Origin of the sequence: Micromonospora sp. WMMD812 (assembly GCF_027497215.1) — a bacterium.
Lineage (GTDB): Bacteria > Actinomycetota > Actinomycetes > Mycobacteriales > Micromonosporaceae > Micromonospora.
Window position 1 is genome coordinate 6,179,056 of the sequence record NZ_CP114904.1, and the last position, 16,242, is coordinate 6,195,297.

At 74.6% G+C, this 16,242-nt stretch carries 16 protein-coding genes and 1 riboswitch; of the genes, 5 read left to right on the forward strand and 11 right to left on the reverse strand.

The genetic code is table 11. The features are described 5' to 3' along the window. Window positions 1-366: 366 nt before the first annotated feature. Window positions 367-774: a hypothetical protein gene (locus O7603_RS28640; RefSeq protein ID WP_281572834.1), complete on the reverse strand. Its 408-nt coding sequence runs from the start codon at window positions 772-774 to the stop codon at window positions 367-369. Between the two features lie 132 nt (window positions 775-906). Then, the gene (locus O7603_RS28645; protein WP_281572835.1) at window positions 907-1,047 is read right to left on the reverse strand and encodes a hypothetical protein; all 141 of its coding nucleotides are present in this window, start codon (window positions 1,045-1,047) and stop codon (window positions 907-909) included. 331 nt (window positions 1,048-1,378) lie between these two features. Here O7603_RS28645 and O7603_RS28650 point away from each other — a divergent pair, with 331 nt between their 5' ends. Continuing rightward, entirely contained in the window at window positions 1,379-1,741 is a 363-nt protein-coding gene (locus O7603_RS28650; protein WP_281572836.1) for an STAS domain-containing protein, read from the forward strand. Window positions 1,742-1,774: 33 nt separating this feature from the next. Here the strand turns inward: O7603_RS28650 and O7603_RS28655 are convergent, their stop codons facing one another. Together O7603_RS28655 and O7603_RS28660 are read right to left on the reverse strand one after the other, a co-directional pair. After that, window positions 1,775-2,599, reverse strand: a complete 825-nt coding sequence (locus O7603_RS28655; protein ID WP_281572837.1) for a 5'/3'-nucleotidase SurE — start codon at window positions 2,597-2,599, stop codon at window positions 1,775-1,777. Continuing rightward, complete coding sequence (locus O7603_RS28660; RefSeq protein WP_281572838.1) at window positions 2,596-3,573, reverse strand: PfkB family carbohydrate kinase; 978 nt, start codon at window positions 3,571-3,573, stop codon at window positions 2,596-2,598. The genes O7603_RS28655 and O7603_RS28660 overlap by 4 nt, the downstream gene beginning before the upstream one ends. 184 nt (window positions 3,574-3,757) lie before the next feature. Here O7603_RS28660 and O7603_RS28665 point away from each other — a divergent pair, with 184 nt between their 5' ends. Beyond that, window positions 3,758-4,225, forward strand: coding sequence for an SRPBCC family protein (locus O7603_RS28665; protein ID WP_281572839.1), 468 nt, complete (start codon window positions 3,758-3,760; stop codon window positions 4,223-4,225). 10 nt (window positions 4,226-4,235) lie between these two features. On the opposite strand, the gene O7603_RS28670 is transcribed toward O7603_RS28665, so the two are convergent. The 5 genes from O7603_RS28670 to O7603_RS28690 all read right to left on the reverse strand — a co-directional run bounded on the left by O7603_RS28670 (window position 4,236) and on the right by O7603_RS28690 (window position 10,500). Next, the gene (locus O7603_RS28670; protein WP_281572840.1) at window positions 4,236-4,754 is read right to left on the reverse strand and encodes a hypothetical protein; all 519 of its coding nucleotides are present in this window, start codon (window positions 4,752-4,754) and stop codon (window positions 4,236-4,238) included. 139 nt (window positions 4,755-4,893) lie between these two features. Further along, window positions 4,894-5,964: a hypothetical protein gene (locus O7603_RS28675; protein ID WP_281572841.1), complete on the reverse strand. Its 1,071-nt coding sequence runs from the start codon at window positions 5,962-5,964 to the stop codon at window positions 4,894-4,896. Between the two features lie 4 nt (window positions 5,965-5,968). Further along, a riboswitch (cyclic di-AMP (ydaO/yuaA leader) is annotated at window positions 5,969-6,100 on the reverse strand. 153 nt (window positions 6,101-6,253) lie between these two features. Further along, window positions 6,254-7,168 carry a cation diffusion facilitator family transporter gene (locus O7603_RS28680; protein WP_281572842.1) on the reverse strand — a complete coding sequence of 305 codons (915 nt, stop codon included), beginning with the start codon at window positions 7,166-7,168 and terminating at the stop codon, window positions 6,254-6,256. A 104-nt stretch (window positions 7,169-7,272) separates the two neighbouring features. Beyond that, the gene (locus O7603_RS28685) at window positions 7,273-9,390 is read right to left on the reverse strand and encodes an AAA family ATPase (RefSeq protein ID WP_281572843.1); all 2,118 of its coding nucleotides are present in this window, start codon (window positions 9,388-9,390) and stop codon (window positions 7,273-7,275) included. Between the two features lie 123 nt (window positions 9,391-9,513). Next, complete coding sequence (locus O7603_RS28690; protein WP_281576849.1) at window positions 9,514-10,500, reverse strand: alpha/beta hydrolase; 987 nt, start codon at window positions 10,498-10,500, stop codon at window positions 9,514-9,516. A gap of 143 nt (window positions 10,501-10,643) precedes the next feature. Between O7603_RS28690 and O7603_RS28695 the strand changes: the two genes are divergently transcribed. Further along, window positions 10,644-11,303, forward strand: a complete 660-nt coding sequence (locus O7603_RS28695; protein WP_281572844.1) for a carbonic anhydrase — start codon at window positions 10,644-10,646, stop codon at window positions 11,301-11,303. A 98-nt stretch (window positions 11,304-11,401) separates the two neighbouring features. On the opposite strand, the gene O7603_RS28700 is transcribed toward O7603_RS28695, so the two are convergent. Then, window positions 11,402-11,731 (reverse strand): hypothetical protein, encoded by a 330-nt coding sequence (locus O7603_RS28700; protein ID WP_281572845.1) that lies wholly within the window; start codon window positions 11,729-11,731, stop codon window positions 11,402-11,404. Window positions 11,732-12,049: 318 nt separating this feature from the next. On the opposite strand from O7603_RS28700, the gene O7603_RS28705 reads away from it, so the two are divergent. Together O7603_RS28705 and O7603_RS28710 are read left to right on the forward strand one after the other, a co-directional pair. Next, window positions 12,050-12,541, forward strand: a complete 492-nt coding sequence (locus O7603_RS28705; protein WP_281572846.1) for a DUF3145 domain-containing protein — start codon at window positions 12,050-12,052, stop codon at window positions 12,539-12,541. A 75-nt stretch (window positions 12,542-12,616) separates the two neighbouring features. Further along, window positions 12,617-14,347, forward strand: a complete 1,731-nt coding sequence (locus O7603_RS28710) for a glycoside hydrolase family 3 protein (protein ID WP_281572847.1) — start codon at window positions 12,617-12,619, stop codon at window positions 14,345-14,347. A gap of 20 nt (window positions 14,348-14,367) precedes the next feature. On the opposite strand, the gene O7603_RS28715 is transcribed toward O7603_RS28710, so the two are convergent. Next, window positions 14,368-16,167 (reverse strand): NAD(P)-binding protein, encoded by a 1,800-nt coding sequence (locus O7603_RS28715; RefSeq protein WP_281572848.1) that lies wholly within the window; start codon window positions 16,165-16,167, stop codon window positions 14,368-14,370. Window positions 16,168-16,242 lie beyond the last annotated feature (75 nt).

A 16,242-nucleotide genomic window follows, 5' to 3' on the forward strand; every position in this document is an offset into this window, starting at 1 on the left:
GGCCGGGTGACGTCCCCTCGCCCGGCCGGGGTGAGTCGCGCTGGGAGCGATTCCATCGCCGCTGACCGTCGATTAGGGTGAGCGCGTGACGGCGCCGTGGTGATCCGCGCCGCCCGCTGAACTCCGGGCCCGGGCGTGGTCGGCGGCGCCCGGGCCACCGGAGCCCGTTGCCCAAAGGCCCGCCGGCCCCCACCCCGGCCGCCCCGTTGATCATGAAGTTGTTGTCACCCGTGCCGGCGTGTCGCGACAACAACTTCATGATCAACAGGAAGTGGGCGGGGCGCGGGGGTGGGGTGGGCGGACGTGGGCGGGCCCCGACCGGCGGTGCCGGTCGGGGCCCGGGTGGTGCGTCGGGGTTGCGGGCGGTCAGAGGTCCCGGCTGGCGGGGGAGTTCGGGCGGTCGACGTCGACGAACTCGATGTCGTCCACCGCCGGGTCCTCCCTGCTGCCGGCGGCCCGCGCGGCGGTGCCGGCGGCCCAGCCGATCGCGGCGCCGACGAGCGCCGCGCTGATCAGCAGCGCCCACGGCAGCGCCGGCCGGCGACCGGCGAGCGCGTCGAACGCCAGGACCGCGCGCCGACGGGCCTCGTCAGCGGTGGACCCGACCAGGTCGCCGGCCTCGTCACCGAGCCGATGACCCCCGCGGCGGGCGGTGCGGGCGGTGTCCCGCACGGTGTCCCCCGCGGAGCCGACGGCGGAGACCAGGTGCTGCCACGCCTGATCGGCGATCCGCTCGGGTCTGCTGCGGCGGTCCAGCAGGTTGGTTCCGAACATCGTCACTACCTCCTCGGGCGGCCGAGGTCCGCGGCCACATCGGACCTCGGCATCTGTCCAGCGCGTCACGGTTCGCTCACCGGCCAGTGCCCCGTCCGCCGTCACGGCAAACCCGACCGACGGGCGGCGGCTTCAGTGCAGCACGACCACGGCGGCCCCGCGGGCGAAGTCGTCGTCGTCATCATCGTCGTCGTCACCGCCGCCGAAGCCGCAGGCCAGTACGAGGGCGAGCAGGAGGCCGACGCCGGCCACCCCGGCGAGTCTCTTGATCATTGATGGTCCTCTCCGTCATGGTGGGCTCCCGGCCGATGCTAGGCAGTGGCGGCAACCGCGCGGCCGGGCCGCGGGCGGGGCGGCCACGCCCGGGACGTGCCGTTTCGGCCCGAGTGGCCGGCACCGGCTACCCTGGGTCGGCGACGCGTCGGTGTGGCGAATCGTTGGACGAACAGACGAAGAGAAAAGTCCGGACAAGGGTGACAAGGTGTGCCCTGATCCGCGAATTGCTCATCCCGAGGGGTGGCGACCGAGGCCGTTGGAGGAATACTCTCGGTCGCGGCCCGCGTACTGATGAGGCGCCCGGGGACGGGCGGGTGGAGGTGCTCGCGTGAGCCTGTCGATCGTGAAGTCGGTTCTGTCCGGTGGTGTGGTGGAGATCGCCCCGCGTGGTGAGATCGACGTCGACACCGCCTACGAGGTGCGCGAGGCGATCGCCGAGGTGCTCGCCAAGGGGCGCCCGACCCGGATCGAGCTCAACATGCGGCTCGTCACCTTCATCGACTCCGTCGGCATCAGCGCGATGGTCGCCGGTTTCCAGACCGCCGAGGTGAGCGGGGTGAAGCTCGTCGTCACCGAGCCGAGCCGCTTCGTGCACCGCCAGCTCTGGGTGACCGGCCTGCTCGGTCTGTTCGGCGCGCCGGAGCCCTACTACGCCGGCGCCGCCGCGCCCGAGGTGCTCCCGGGCGCCTGACGCCCCACCCGCGCCCGAGCCGCTTCCGAGGGATCACGGTTCGCCGAGGCCGGACAGGTCCACGTCGGCGACCTCGGTGACCGCCCGGATCGCCGTGACCGAGGCGTACCCGTCGGCCAGCAGGGCCAGGTCGGTGCCCGGCTGCACCGCCTGACCGGGCTCCTCCAGCGAGGTGCGGACGAAGCCGTGCCCGGACTCGGCGACGGTCATCTGCACCTGACCGAAGGTGGCCAGCGTGCCCCGGCGCACCCCGCGCAGCCTCTCGTGCGGCACGTCCGGTGCGTTGACGTTGAGGATGCTCTCCACCGGCCCGGCGATCAGTCGGGGAAGCAGGTCCAGGGCGACCCGGGCGGCCGTGGACCAGTGCCGCTCGGCGTCGCGAACGCGGGCGGCGGCGGCCACCGCCGCGCCGCCGCTGGCCGCGGTGGCCTCCCCGACGGTGAGGACGTCCAGCGAGACCGCCATCGCCCGGCAGCCGTTCGCGGCGGCGGTGAACGCGGCGCCGACGGTGCCGGAGTGCAGCACCGCGCGCCCCGCGTTGGCGCCCCGGTTGATGCCGGAGAGCACCACCGTCGGCGGTGGCCCGAACGCGCCGTGCACCGCGATCAGCGCGATGAAGCCGGGGGAGCCGCCCACCCCGAAGGCCGGCACGCCGGACAGCCCCGGCAGCGGATGGTCGCGGACCACCACCTGCCCCTCCTGCTCGACCGCCGTCATCGCCGCGCTGGTGCCGCTCGCCTCCTCCAGCGGGGCGGCGACCACCACGTCCAGGCCGCGCTCGACGGCCGCGCGCGCCAGCGCCTGGATGCCGGGGGCGGCGATCCCGTCGTCGTTGGTCACCAGCACCCGATGCGTCATCGTCCCGCCGCCCGGTCGGCCAGCTCGTCCGGCGTGGTGCGTTCCTGCGGCCGGCCTCCGGCGGGCACCAGCCGGACCCGGTCCACCAGGCCGGCGATCGAGTCGAGCCGCCCGGTGCCGAGGCCGTGCCGGGTGACGTTCAACGCTCCGGCCGCCGCGCCGGTCCGGATCGCCGTGCGGATGTCGCCGCCGGCGGCCAGCACGGTCGCCACGCCGGCGGTCATCGAGTCACCCGCTCCCCGCGGGTCGGCCGCCTCGAGGCGGGGCATCTCCACCTCGAACACCTCGCCGTCGACCAGGGCGAGCGCCGGCTGGTCGGCCCGGCTCACGACCACGTTCTCGGCGCCGGCGGCGTGCAGGTCGTAGAGCGCCCGGGTCAGCTGCTCCTCGTCCTCGTCGGCGGCGCGACCGTCGCGGATCAGCTCCTCGTGGCTGACCTTGAGGAAGAAGACCCCGCTGGCCAGCACCGCCGCGAGGTGGTCGCCGGAGAGGTCGACCACCACCCGGCCGCCGTTGGCGCCGAGATCCGCGGCGAACCGCCGGTACAGGTCCGCCGGGACGAGCATGGGGTCGTTCGGCCCGCTGAGCACGCTGACCGGCGCGCGCAACCCCTCGCCGAGCGCCAGGTTGTAAAGCTCGTCCAGCTCGTGCCGGCCCAGCGGCTGTCCCGGCACCGCCACGATCTCCTGCCGGGAGCCCTCGCGTCGATCGTGGACGTAGCCGCCGCAGCCGGACTCGCGGACCACCACCTTGAGGTCCACTCCCTCGCTGACCAGCAGCGGCTCCAGCACCTGGCCGATCTCGCCGCCGAGCGCCGTGCAGAGCACGACCTCGCCACCGAGCGAAACGATCATCCGGGCCTGCCAGACGCCCTGCCCGCCCGGGTGCAGGTGGATCTCCGGTTGGCCGCTCGGCTGGTCCACCGTCACCGTGAGCAGGGGCGTGGGGGCGAAGACCATCACGTGCCCGCTCATGCTTCGTATCCGTCCATGGGTCCCGCCACCTCTCCTCGGCCCGTCTCCGCGCCTGATTCCCCGCCGGTTGACCGTCATGCGAACGGGACCCGAACGCGCGGTATCCGGTCGGCGGCCGTCCGGGCGTTGCCAGCCGGGGCGGCGTACGCGACGATCGGGCGATCGACGGCGGTGGGGAGACGGTGTGCTCAGGCGCGATTCGTTCAGCTACACCGTCCAGGCCCGGTGCCGCGCGGCGGAGGCCGCCGCGCTGCTGGGCGACCTGAGCCGGCAGGGCGAGCTGCACCCGCTCATCGTCGGAGTGCGTGAGCTTCCGCCCCGGCCGGGCGCGCGAGCCAGCTACGCCATCACCGACCGGCTGGCCGCCGGCCCGGTCCGATTCCCGGTGACCTACCGGGCGGATGTGCTGATCAGCACCGACGACGAGGTCGTCACGGTGGCGCGGCAGTGGCCCGCCACGACGGTGCGCAACCACACGCGGCTGCGTGCCGAGCCGGGTGGGCTGCTCCGGATCGAGGTCGAGATCACCCTCTCCGCGCCGGCGCCCCTGTTCGGGTACGCCTTCCGGCAGGCCCGCGCCGCCCACCTGGCGCTGGCGACCCGGCTCGGCGCGGTGCTCGACCGGGACGGCGGCCCGACGCCCGCCGGCTGACCGCCCACCGTCAGGCCGACCGGCGTCCGGCCACCGCCGGGCGCCGGCGGGTCGCGACCGGGACGGCCCGGCGCAGCCGGCCCCACGGCTTGTACGTGGACAGGACGGTCGCGACGACCATCAGGGTCGTCGACACGGCGGGCGCGATCACCAGGTCGGCCCGGTCGCGGGCCGGCAGGGCCGCGCCGAGTTCGCCGGCGGCGCGCAGGTTCGGCGTGAGCAGCGCCAGGACCAGCACGACCATCACCGTGGTGATCAGCAGCTTGACCAGCACCCAGCGGTGCCGCAGCAGCCCCCACGGGGTGAGCAGCGCGCTGACCACGCCGACCAGCCAGACGATCACACTGAGCGGTGCGAACAGCGCCGTGCCGAGCAGCGCGGTGACCGGGTAGACCACGGTCGGATCGGCGCCGCGCAGCACGGCGACGCCGAGGGTGAGCAGGACCAGGTCGATGCCGAGCCACCCCAGTGAGGTGACCAGGTGCGCGGTGAGCAGCGCCTTGCGGGTGCCGGGCGGGATCCGGGTCATGCCGTGATGCTGCCCGCTCCGGCGCGCCGCCTCGTCCGGCGACCGGCGACACCGCGGCTACGCCCCGGGACGTAGCCGAGGCGGCGACGTGCGTACGCGGGTGGTCCGCCACGCGCGGCGGACCACCCGCGGGCCTGGGTCAGTACACCGAGAGGTGCACGTGGTTGGTGTGGTCGCTGGACGGGTCGCCGCCGGCCCCGCTGTACGACTTCCACCCGCTGCTGGGCAGCCAGATCTGCCGGTACCAGATCACGTAGAGCACGGCGAGTCGATCGGAGTTGCGGATGAAGTACGCCGCGAGGTTGTTGCCGTACGTCTTGTCGCCGCCGGTGGCGTCGCCGCCGAAGCCGCTCTTCTGGGCGGCGAAGTCGCAGGCCCGGCCCTTCGGGTGCTCACCCGAGCCGCCGCTGCGGTAGCAGGAGACGTACCGGGTGAACCCGGCGGCCTTGGCCTGGTTGAGCGCGTGCAGCAGGCGCGGGGTGATGCAGCCGTTCGCCGGGGTCGGGTCGTTGACGCTGCACGACTCCGAGGGCCAGGAGCCGTCGGAGTTGCGCGGCGCCGGCGTGGCCGTCGCGGTGGAGGTGCCCCGGTTGGAGCTGTCGGTGGTGGTGGCCGCGCGGTTGTTCGCGACGGTCAGCGCCCGTTCGGCCTGCTCCTTCCGCTTGGCCATCACCGCGACCTGCTTGCGCTGCTCGCGGATCTCGCCGTCGAGCGCGGTCCGGGTGCGGGTCACCTCGTCGCGGGTCTCCAGCAGGTCGCGCAGCACCCGGTCCTCGTTGGCGGCGACCGCGTCCAGGGCGGCCGCCCGGTCCATGAAGCCGTCCGGCGTGTTGCTGTTGAGCAGCGCCGACACCGTGCCGAGCCGACCGGTGCGATAGGCCACCCCGGCGATCTCGCCGACCTTCTCGCTGCGGACGCCCAACTGGGCCTCGGTGGTCTTCAACTGGCCGGTGAGCTGCTCCTGCCGCTTGACCGACCGGTCGAGGGCGGCCTTCGCGTCCAGGTAGCCCTTGCTGGCCGCCTCGAGTTGGGCGCGCAGGGCGGGGCTGCCGCCCTCGTCGTCCTGGCCCGGCGCGGCGGCGAGCCGGCCGGTCGGGGGAGCGGCCGCGGCGGCGGTGCCGGGGGCGATCGCGACGCCGAGGGCGAGCGTCGCGGCGATCAGGGCCGCCATCCGGGCGGCGCGTCGTCGTACGGGTGCCACTACTGGCATGCACATGTCCTTCCGTCAGCCGCCGACCGGGTTAGCTGACGGGTTCGGGACGGAAGATCCCTACCGCTGATGCGGATGCACCCCACGAACATGGTTCCCCGGCTCGCCGCGTCGGGCGATTAGGCGACGGCCACCGCCGGCGCCGATGGGCGCCGCCTGCCGGAGGCCGGGACCGAGACTACCGGTGCCAGAGGGGCCTGCGCAGCAGATGTGACTCTCGGTGCTGCCGTGGTTACCGATAATTCCGGCATAAGTGGACAATACACACACAGAATTAAGGTTGTGCTCATTACCACTCAACCGGCCCGCAGGCCCCAGGCGTCGCTCCGGGCTCGATCTGCAGCGTGGCGTGGTCGATGTGGAAGTCCTCGTGCAGCGCGGCCCGCGCGGCGGTGAGCACCGCGCCGACGTCGGCCTCGGGCGCCATGGTGAGGTGCGCGGAGGCCACGTCCATGCCCGAGGTGAGCGTCCAGACGTGCAGGTCGTGGACGCCGGCCACGCCCGGTACGGCGGCCAGCCGGTCGTGTACCGCGGTCACCTGGAGGTGCTTCGGGGCCGCCTGGACCAGGATGCGGACCGCGGCGCGCCCGAGCCGCCAGGTGCGGGGCAGGATGAACACGCCGATGGCCACCGCGACCAGCGGGTCGGCCCACCACCAGTCGGTCACCGCGATGAGCGCCGCCGCGCCGATCACGCCGAGCGAGCCGAGCAGGTCGCCGAGCACCTCGAGGTAGGCCCCCTGCAGGTTGATGCTCTCCCCGGCTCCCGGGCGCAGCAGCGCGAACGCGACCAGGTTGGCCAGCAGGCCCAGCACGGCGACCGCCAGCATCGGACCGGCGAGCACCTCCGGCGGGTCGCCGAACCGGCCGACCGCCTCGACCACCACGTAGACCGCGACGCCGGAGAGCAGGACGGCGTTGGCCAGCGCGGCCAGCACCTCGAGCCGGTAGAGGCCGAAGGTGCGCTGCGGGTCCCGGTTGGCGTGCCGGGTGGCGGTGATCGCGGCGAGGGCCATGCCGATGCCGAGCACGTCGGTGAACATGTGCCCGGCGTCGGAGAGCAGGGCCAGCGACCCGGTGCGGAACGCGGCCACCGCCTCGACCGCCATCAGGCTGCTCAACAGGGCGAATGCTGCCCAGAGCCGGCCACGGTGGTGCTGTGCGGCGTTCGCCACCGACCCGTGGTGGTCATGACCTGCGCCCACCAGCCCACCCTCCGCCGACGGTCCCGACCGGTCAAATATATGCTCACATCGCTATGTATGCAAGTGACTGGTCGTAACCGACCCGGACGTGGCGGCCTCGCCCGTCAGCGGGTCGGGTCGATCGTGGTGAGCCGCTGGGTCGCCCGGGAGAGCGCCACGTACAGCGTCCGGACGCCCGATCCCGGGTCGGCCCGGATCTCGCTCGGCGCGACCAGCACCACCCCGTCGTACTCCATACCCTTCGCCTCCAGGCTGGTCACCACCTGGAGGCGGGGTACGCCGAGCGCGCCGAGCCAGCCGGCCACCTCATCGCGGCGCGGCACCGGCGTGATCACCCCGACCGTCCCCTCCACCTCGCCGAGCACCCCCGTCACGGCCGCCACCGTGCTGGTCTCGAGCTGCGCGGCCGGCACGACGAGCTCGACCGGGTCGACCCCGGTGGAGCGGACCGCCGTGGGCAGGCTGAGGTCCGGGTCGAGCCGGCGGATCTCGGCCGCCGCCACCGCGAAGATCTCTGCGGAGTTGCGGTAGTTCGTGGTGAGGGTGAACTGGTGCCGGCGACGGCGTCCCAGGGCCTGGTCCCGGGCGCGGGTCAGCTCCGCCGGGTCACCCGTCCACGCGGTCTGAGCCGGGTCACCCACCACCGTCCAGGACGCCAGCCGTCCGCGCCGGCCGATCATCCGCCACTGCATCGGCGACACGTCCTGCGCCTCGTCCACCACCACGTGCGCGTACTCCCGGTAGTCCTCCGGGCGCTGCCGCGCCGCCGCCCGCGCGGCCCGCTGCCGATCGCCGAACGTGCTCAGCTCGCGTACGCCGCCGGCGAGCTGGAACGGGTCGCGCTTCGGCCGGGGCGGCTGGACCGGCTTGCCGAGCAGCGCGTCCAGTTCGTCGAGGAGCGCCACGTCCGCGACGGTCAGCCCCTCGGTGTCCAGCGTCCGGTACGCCGCCTCCAGCAGCCGCACCTCCCGCCCGGTCAGGACACCGCCGGCGTACCGGCGCAGCCGTCCCGGGCGCGCCAGCCAGCCCAGCACGTGTCGCGGGTGCAGACGGGGCCACCAGGCCTTGAGGAACTCCCGGAACTCCGGCCGATCGACGATCTCGTCCTCGAAGGCGCGCTGCTCCGGCAGCCGGTCGATGCCCAGGCGCCGGGCCTGCGCCCAGAGCGCCGCGAAGACTCCGTCGAAGCCGGCCCGCCGCACCTCGTTGCGCCGGGCGCCCCGGGTCAGCGCCCGGTCGCGGATCCCGTCCAACTCCCGGCGGTCCAGCCGGAGCAGTTGGCCCCGGTAGAGCAGCCGAAGCTCGGCCGGGCCGTCCGGCACCGCGTCACGGACCGCCCGCTCCAGCACCCGGCGCATCCGCAGCGAGCCCTTCACCGCGGCCACCTCGGGCGGGTCGGTGCGGGTGGCGGACATCCCCGGGAAGAGCGTGCCGAGCGAGTGCAGGGTGGCGGTGTCCTCGCCGAGCGAGGGGAGCACCGAGGCGATGTACTCGACGAAGACCGTGGACGGGCCGACCACCAGGATGCCGCCGCCCGCGTACCGGCTGCGGTCGGAGTAGAGCAGGTACGCCGCCCGGTGCAGGGCGACCGCCGTCTTGCCGGTGCCCGGGCCGCCGGACACGATCGTCACCCCCGAGCCGGGGGAGCGGATCGCCTCGTCCTGCTCCCGCTGGATGGTGGCGACGATGTCGCGCATGCCCCGCCCGGTGGCCTTGGAGAGCGTGGCGAGCAGCGCGCCGTCGCCCACCACGGCCATCTCGGCCGGGGCGGCGGCCGGGTCGAGCAGGTCGTCCTCGATCCGGGTGACCCGTTCCCCGCTGGACTGGATCATCCGGCGGCGCACCACGCCGAGCGGCTGCGCCGGGGTGGCCTGGTAGAAGGCGGCGGCGGCCGGCGCCCGCCAGTCGACCACCAGGCTGGCCGCGTTCTCGTCCCGGATGCCGAGCCGCCCGACGTGCAGCATCTGGCGGTCGTGCAGGTCGAGCCGGCCGAAGACCAGCCCCTCGTGCTCGGCGTCTAGGACGTGTCGCCGCTGCGCGGCGTGGAAGACCATCGCGTCCCGCTCGACCAGGGCACCGAAGTTGCCGACGCGCGCCAGCCGGTAACCGTCCCGCTCCGCGCGGACCGCCGACTGCCGCAGCTCGGCGAGTCGGGCGTACACCCGGTCGAGATGCCGCTGCTCGACGGCGATCTCCTGCTCCAGGGTGGTCTGGTCGGTCAACGCACGCTCCTGATCCCCGTCGGCGCGGGCACCGCGGACACCGCGGGCCGTGCGCCGGGCCAACCGGACGAGGGTACGGCCCCGGCCGGCTCCACCGTGTCGGAGGTACGACGGGAGCCCTGCTCAGGCCCCGGCCACCGGCGCGGACGGCGGCGCGACCGGGCCGGGCCGGTCCACCCGCGCCGCCGGCCGGCCGACCGCTGGTGCGGGACGGCGGCCCAGCACCTGCCGGAGCACCCCGAGCAGGGCGGCGTTCACCTCGTCGGGCCGCTCCATCATGAGCATGTGCCCGGCGCCGGGACAGACGGTGAGCTCGGTCGCGGGCAGCGCCGCGGCGATCGACTGCGCGCACGGCGGTGGGGTGAGCCGGTCCCGGTCGCCGACCAGTGCGGCGGCCGGCAGGTGGGCCAGCGCCGCCAGGGTCTCCAGCCGGTGCTGCGCGCCGATCGAGGCGCGGAAACCGCCGATGGAGCGGAGCGAGGCGTGGGCGACCGCCGAGGTCACCAGGCGGATGTCGGTGGGATCGCAGTGGTCGCCGAAGAGCAGCCACCGGATGCTCGGGCGCAGCGCGCGCAGCAAGGCCAGCGGCGGCCGCCACGCGCCACAGCGGGCCAGCACGCCGGCGCCGGTGGTCTCGGCGAGCCGGATCAGCCGGGCGATCCGTGGCGAGAGCCCGTAGACGGTGTGGGTGTGCCCCTCGGCGGTGGTCGAGACGAACGCCAGGCCGGCCGTCCGGGCGGCGAAGTGGTCGGGGTGCCGGTGGGCGTACTCCATGATCGTCATGCCGCCCATGGAGTGGCCGACCAGGACCACCCGGCCGTTCGGGGCGAGCGCGTCCACCACCGCGGCGAGGTCGTCGCCCAGCTGGGCCAGGGTCGCCGTCCGCAGCGGCATGCAGCTCGACCGGCCGTGGCCGCGGGCGTCGTAGGCCACCAGGCGTACGCCCGCGCCGACCGCCTCACGCAGCGCGGAGAGCTGCCGGTGCCAGCTGCGCGCGTCCAGCGTCCAGCCGTGCAGCAGGATGGCGGTCACCTCGGCGTCCGCCGGCCCGGTCGCCTCGACGTGCAGGCGTACGCCGTCGGGGAGGCGGACCTCCGACTGCTCCGGCATCGCCACCTCCCGGGCCGCCCGGATCGATCCACCGGCGTACCCGGCGGTAACACCGGCTACCCGCCATGACACCACGCCAACCGTGCCGGTGAGAAGATTCCCGACCCGGCCCGTGGTGGGGCTGGGCCGGCCAAGCTGAGGGCATGGGGTCGCCGCAGGCACCGCCGCCCGCACCGGGCCGGGCGTCGTCCGGCGACCGTCCGCCGCGCTTCGCCGGTGGTACGCCCCGCGCGGCGCTGGCCGAGCTGCTCGCCGGCAACCGCCGGTTCGTGAGCGGCCAGCCGGTGCACGGTCACGACGTCACCGCCGCCGCGGCGAGCGCCTCCGGCGACCAGCAGCCGTACGCCGTGCTGCTCGGCTGCATCGACTCGCGGGTGCCGCTGGAGGCGATCTTCGACCAGACGTTCGGCTCGATCTGCGTGATCCGCACCGGCGGACACGTGCTCGACCGGGCCGTGCTCGGCTCGATCGAGTACGTCGTGTACGCGCTGGGGGTGCCCCTGATCATGGTGCTCGGGCACGAGCGGTGCGGGGCGGTGGCCGCCGCGGTCGAGGCGGTACGGACCGGGCAGCGGCCGGGCGGCGCGCTGGCCCACCTGGTCGAGCAGATCACCCCGGCGGTGACCGAGGTGGGCGCCGCCAACCCGCGGGTCGAGCCGCTCGCCGTCCGGCGGCACGCCCTGCGGACCGTGGCCGCGCTGCGCGCCGAGGACCTGCTCGCCGGCCCGGTCGCGGAGGGCCGGGTGGACGTGGTCGGCGGCCTCTACGACCTCGCCTCCGGCGAGGTCGCCCTACTCACCTGAACGTGCGGGACCAGATCGGGGGTGACGGCCGGAGACGCGAAACCGCCCGCCGGGACGACGTCCCGACGGGCGGTTGCAGGTTGTACCGGGGTGAGGCCTCAGGCCTCGAAGACACCGGCCGCGACCAGGCGCTTCTCGGTCGCGTCCCAGCCGTCGCCGGGGTGCGCCGCGGCGAGCGTGCTGAGCTCGGCGCGGATCTTTGCGGCGTGGCCGGCCGCGGCCAGCACCCGGATCTCCTCGACGAAGGCCTCGGAGTCGGTGCGCAGGTGCGCGGTCTTGCCGTTGGTCAGGTTCCGCACGTAGGCGTGCTTGCCGCCGTTGAGCGGGATGAGGTACTTGAACTCGCCCAGCACGCTGAGGGCGCCACCCTGGCCAGCCTGGCCGGCCCGGACGGACGCGCGCGCGGTCTTAGAGGTGTTGCTCGCCACGGAGGTACTCCTTGCAAGACGTACGGGAGGACTGAACGTCCGGGGGCTGTTGCGGGCGGCTCCGGATGGAGGTGCCCGCAGAAGTCGTGCGCGGCAGAGGCCGCCGATGGAACTGTACACGAACACGATCCCTGGCTGGTCATCGCGCCGTCCCCAGAGCCAACGGCGCTCACCCGGTCGGCTATTCCGGTGACCTCGACCCGGCGAATTTTCCGATTCTCTGGCGCACCATCCGTCACACGAGTCATCATGTGTTCCAGGAACCACTCGGGTGTGAGGTCGTAGGGGAAGACGTACCTCGCTCTCCGGGAGGTCACCGTGCCAACGCGTGGCGTCGTATACGTCCACTCGACCCCGCTCGCCGTGTGCTCGCACGTCGAGTGGGCGATCGCGCGCGTCCTCGCCGCGCCGGTCAACCTGCAGTGGACCGCACAGCCCGTCGACCCCGGCGCCCGCCGGGCGGAATGCGGGTGGACCGGTCGTCCGGGGACGGGCGCCGAGCTGGCTGCTGCCCTCCGGCAGTGGCCCATGATCCGTTTCGAGGTCACCGAGGAGCCGAGCCCCGGCGCGGACGGCGAGCGCTTCATGCACGTCCCGGGGCGCGGCCTGTTCCGTGCCACGGTCGGCGCGGCCGGCGACATCCAGCTCGGCGAGGACCGGTTGCGCAGCATCCTCGCGACCGCCCGCGCCCCCGAGGCGATCGCCCACGCGCTGGACAAGGCGCTCGGCACCGCCTGGGACGCCGAACTCGAGCCCTACCGGTACGCCGGGGACGGCGCTCCGGTGACTCTGCTCACTCGGGTCGGCTGACCGCCGTGGTGGGCCCTCCCACGAGGGCCGGCCACCGGAAGGTCAAGTTGCCCCGATACGAGGTGATCTGGTGGTATGGGCGGCGTGCCGATTCGCCCGCGCCGCGCCGGCGTCGCCGTCGCCGCCCTGACCGCCCTGCTCGTGTCCGGCTGCTCCACCGGCCCGGGCCGCGCCGGGCCGGCCCCGTCCGCCCCGACCTCGGCGCCGGTGGCGACACCCACCACGACACCCGGGGCCGATCCCGCGGCCCGTGCCGCCGCTCTGGTCGGCACGTTGGGCGACGAGGACCTGGTCGGCCAGGTGCTGATGCCGTACGCGTACGGCAGCGCGGCGACGAAGGTCTCACCCGGCTCCGCGGCCGGCAACCAGGCGCTCGCCGGGGTGAACACCCCCGCCGAGATGATCGCCAAGTACCGGCTCGGCGGGCTGATCCTGGTCGGCTTCAGCGCCGACGACCCGACCAAGGGCAACCAGGAGACCACCAACGTCGACAACCCGAAACAGGTCCGCGAGCTGACCACCGGACTGCGCGAGGCGGCCGGGCGGCTGTCGACCGGTGCCGCCCCGTTCCTGATCGGCACCGACCAGGAGTACGGCGTGGTGACCCGGATCTCCGACGGCGTGACCGTGCTGCCCAGCTCGCTGGCCGCCGGAGCGGCCGGTGACCCGGCGCTGACCGAGGCCGCCTGGCGGGCCGCCGGCGCCGAGCTGGCCGCGATGGGGATCAACCTCGACTTCGCACCGGTCGCCGACGTGCTCGCCACCCGCAGCACCGTGATCGGCTCCCGGTCGTTCGGCGGCGACCCGAAGCGGGTCTCCGCGCAGGTCGGCGGCGCGGTCCGCGGACTCCAGGCCGCCGGGGTCGCCGCCACGCTGAAGCACTTCCCCGGGCACGGGCACAGCGCCGCCGACTCGCACCAGGAGCTGCCGGTGATCACCCAGTCCCGGGCGGCGCTGGAGGCGGGCGCCTGGCCGTCCTTCAAGGCCGGGATCGACACGGGGACCATGGCCGTGATGTCCGCCCACCTGGACGTGCGCGCGATCGATCCGGGCACCCCGGCGACCTTCTCCCACAAGCTGCTCACCGACGTGCTCCGCAACCAGCTCGGCTTCCAGGGCGTGGTGATCACCGACGGGATGAACATGGCGCCGGCGAAGCGCTGGTCGCCGGGGGAGGCCGCCGTGCGGGCGCTGAACGCCGGCAACGACCTGATCCTGATGACCCCGAACGTCGGGCAGGCGTACGACGGCCTGCTCGCCGCGCTGCGCGACGGTTCGCTGCCGCGGGCCCGGCTGGTGGACGCGGTGACCCGGGTGCTGACCATGAAGTTCCGGCTGGCCGGGCAGCCGGCGCCGGCGATGTCGACGCTCGACGACCCGGCGCACCGCGCGGCGGCCCAGGCGCTCGCCGGGGCGGCGGTGACCGTGCTGCGCGGCTCCTGCGGCGCCCCCGTCCGCGGCCCGGTGACCGTCACCTCCTCCGGAGGGCGGGACCGGACCCGGGCCCTGCTGACCGAGGCGCTGAAGGCCGCCGGGGTGCCGGTGGCGCCCAGCGGCGGGACGGTGGTGCATCTCGTCGGCTACGGCGACGGCGCCGGTGACCTGCGCGCGGACGCCGCCGTGACGGTCGCCCTGGACACCCCGTACGTGCTGGGGAGCGCGAAGTCGCCGACGCTGCTCGCCACCTACTCGTCGAGCGGGGCGTCGATGACGGCGCTGGCCGCGGTGCTGGCCGGGAAGTCCCGCCCGGGCGGCCGGTCGCCCGTGGTGGTCCCGGAACTGCCGGCCACCACCTGCGGCAGCTGACCCCCGGCACGGGCGCCGGGTCAGGCCGAGGGCTCCGGCGCCGGCTCGTCGGGCCGGCGGCGCGCGGGCGTGGTGAGCAGCCGCAACGGCGTCTCCTCCGGCATGGGTGGTGGGTCCGGGCTGGGCACGGTCCGGGGCAGCAGCGCGGCGAGCCCGGCCCGGGTCGCCACCACGATCAGCGTGTCGGTCCGGACCAGCGGGCGACGCTCCGGCAGGGACCAGATGGTCTGACCGGCCCGACCGGTGCGCATCGCGATCACCCGCACCTCGCCGGGTACGGAAACGTCGGGGCAGTACCGCCCCTCGATGTCCGAGCCGGCGCCGACCGGGAGTTCGGCGACGAGCAGCACCCGGCGGCCGACCGAGATGGTGTCGATCACCTCGCGGCCCATCATGGCGGCGGCGAACGCCGGCGCGGCGAGGTACGACACGCTGCGCGAGCGGGTGAGGCCGAAGGTCCGCTGCACCCGTTGGGCGAAGCCGTCGTCGAAGAGCCGCAGCACGACCCGCAGCTTCCCGTCCGTCCGGCCGGCCTCCTGGTGCGCGGAGCGCCCCAGCAGGGCGGTCTCCAGATTCGTCACGTCGTCCGAGGTGAGCACCACCAGCGCCCGGCTGGTCTGCACCGACGCGGCGCGCAGCGTCTCCGCACTCGTGGCGTCGCCGATGACCACGGGCAGCCTGAGCTCCCGGGCGACCGCCACACCCCGCGCGGACTCTCCCCGGTCGACGCCGACCACGGTCATGCCGAAGGCGTGCAGCTCGTGGAGGACGCGGGTGCCGATGTTGCCCAGGCCGACCACGATCACGTGGCCGGCGACCGGGTCGGGGAGCCCGCCGGCGGCGACCTTCAGCCGGGCGTGCACCAGCGCGTCGACGACCAACGCGGTGACCGTCGGCACCAGGGCGACGCCGGCGATCGCCAGCACCACCGCGGTCACCTTCTCGACGGTCGAGGCGGCCGGGTCGGCGTCCGCGCCGCCCAACGCCGTGAGCAGGACGAGGTAGGCCGCATCGGTGGGTGGCACGCCGCGGGCGTACGCCAGCACCGCGGCGGCGACGGCGAACAGCACGGCCGTCCCGCCCAGCGCCAGGCGCAGATTCCGGCCGAAGAGCAGGCCGGTGGTGCGCAGCAGCCGTGGTCGCCGGCGGGGCGGCTCGGTGCGCCGCTGACCGTACGCCCGGACGAGGACCAGGTCGGCGCTCGCCTCGTCGGCGGGCAGCGTGTCCGGCTCGGGGCCGTCGGTGTCCGCGAGAGCGCAGACGACGTCGGCGGTCGCGTCGAGCGTTCGCCGGCTGGCCGTACGGAGCCGCTCGTCGTCGCCGAGCCGCAGGTAGGTCGGGGCCTCGTCGCCGAGGGTGGCGGCCACGAACGCCGGGGCGGCGATCTCCGAACCGGACAGCACCGCGCAGTCACCGAGCATGGTGGCCACACCCTCGCCGAGCACCGGATTGAACAGGCGGACCACGAGCCGCACGTCCGGGTCCAGCTCGCGAACCATCATCGCGGCGTCCACGTTGGTCACGTCGTCCTGGCCGACCAGCGCCACCGCCGCCGCGTGCCGTGCCCCGGCGCGCTCCAGCACCTCCGCGGTCAGCCGGCGGGCCACCAGGATCTCCGGCCGCAGCGCCGACTCTCCGGTCTCCGGCCCGAACTCCGCGATGTCCGGAGCGTGGTTCTCGGTCAGCGACGGCAGCACCACCGTGACCGCGACGCCGTAGCGGTCGACCAGCTCGGCGACTAGGCGGCGGGCGAGGGTGCCGTCGCCGCAGACCACGAACCGCTGGCCGGGTGGGTCGGCCGGGCTGGTGTGGTCGGACACGGCCGCATCGTAGCCGCCCGGTCCAACCCGGACGGAAACGGAAAGTGACGCGCCGACGGGCCCGCGGCGGGGCCC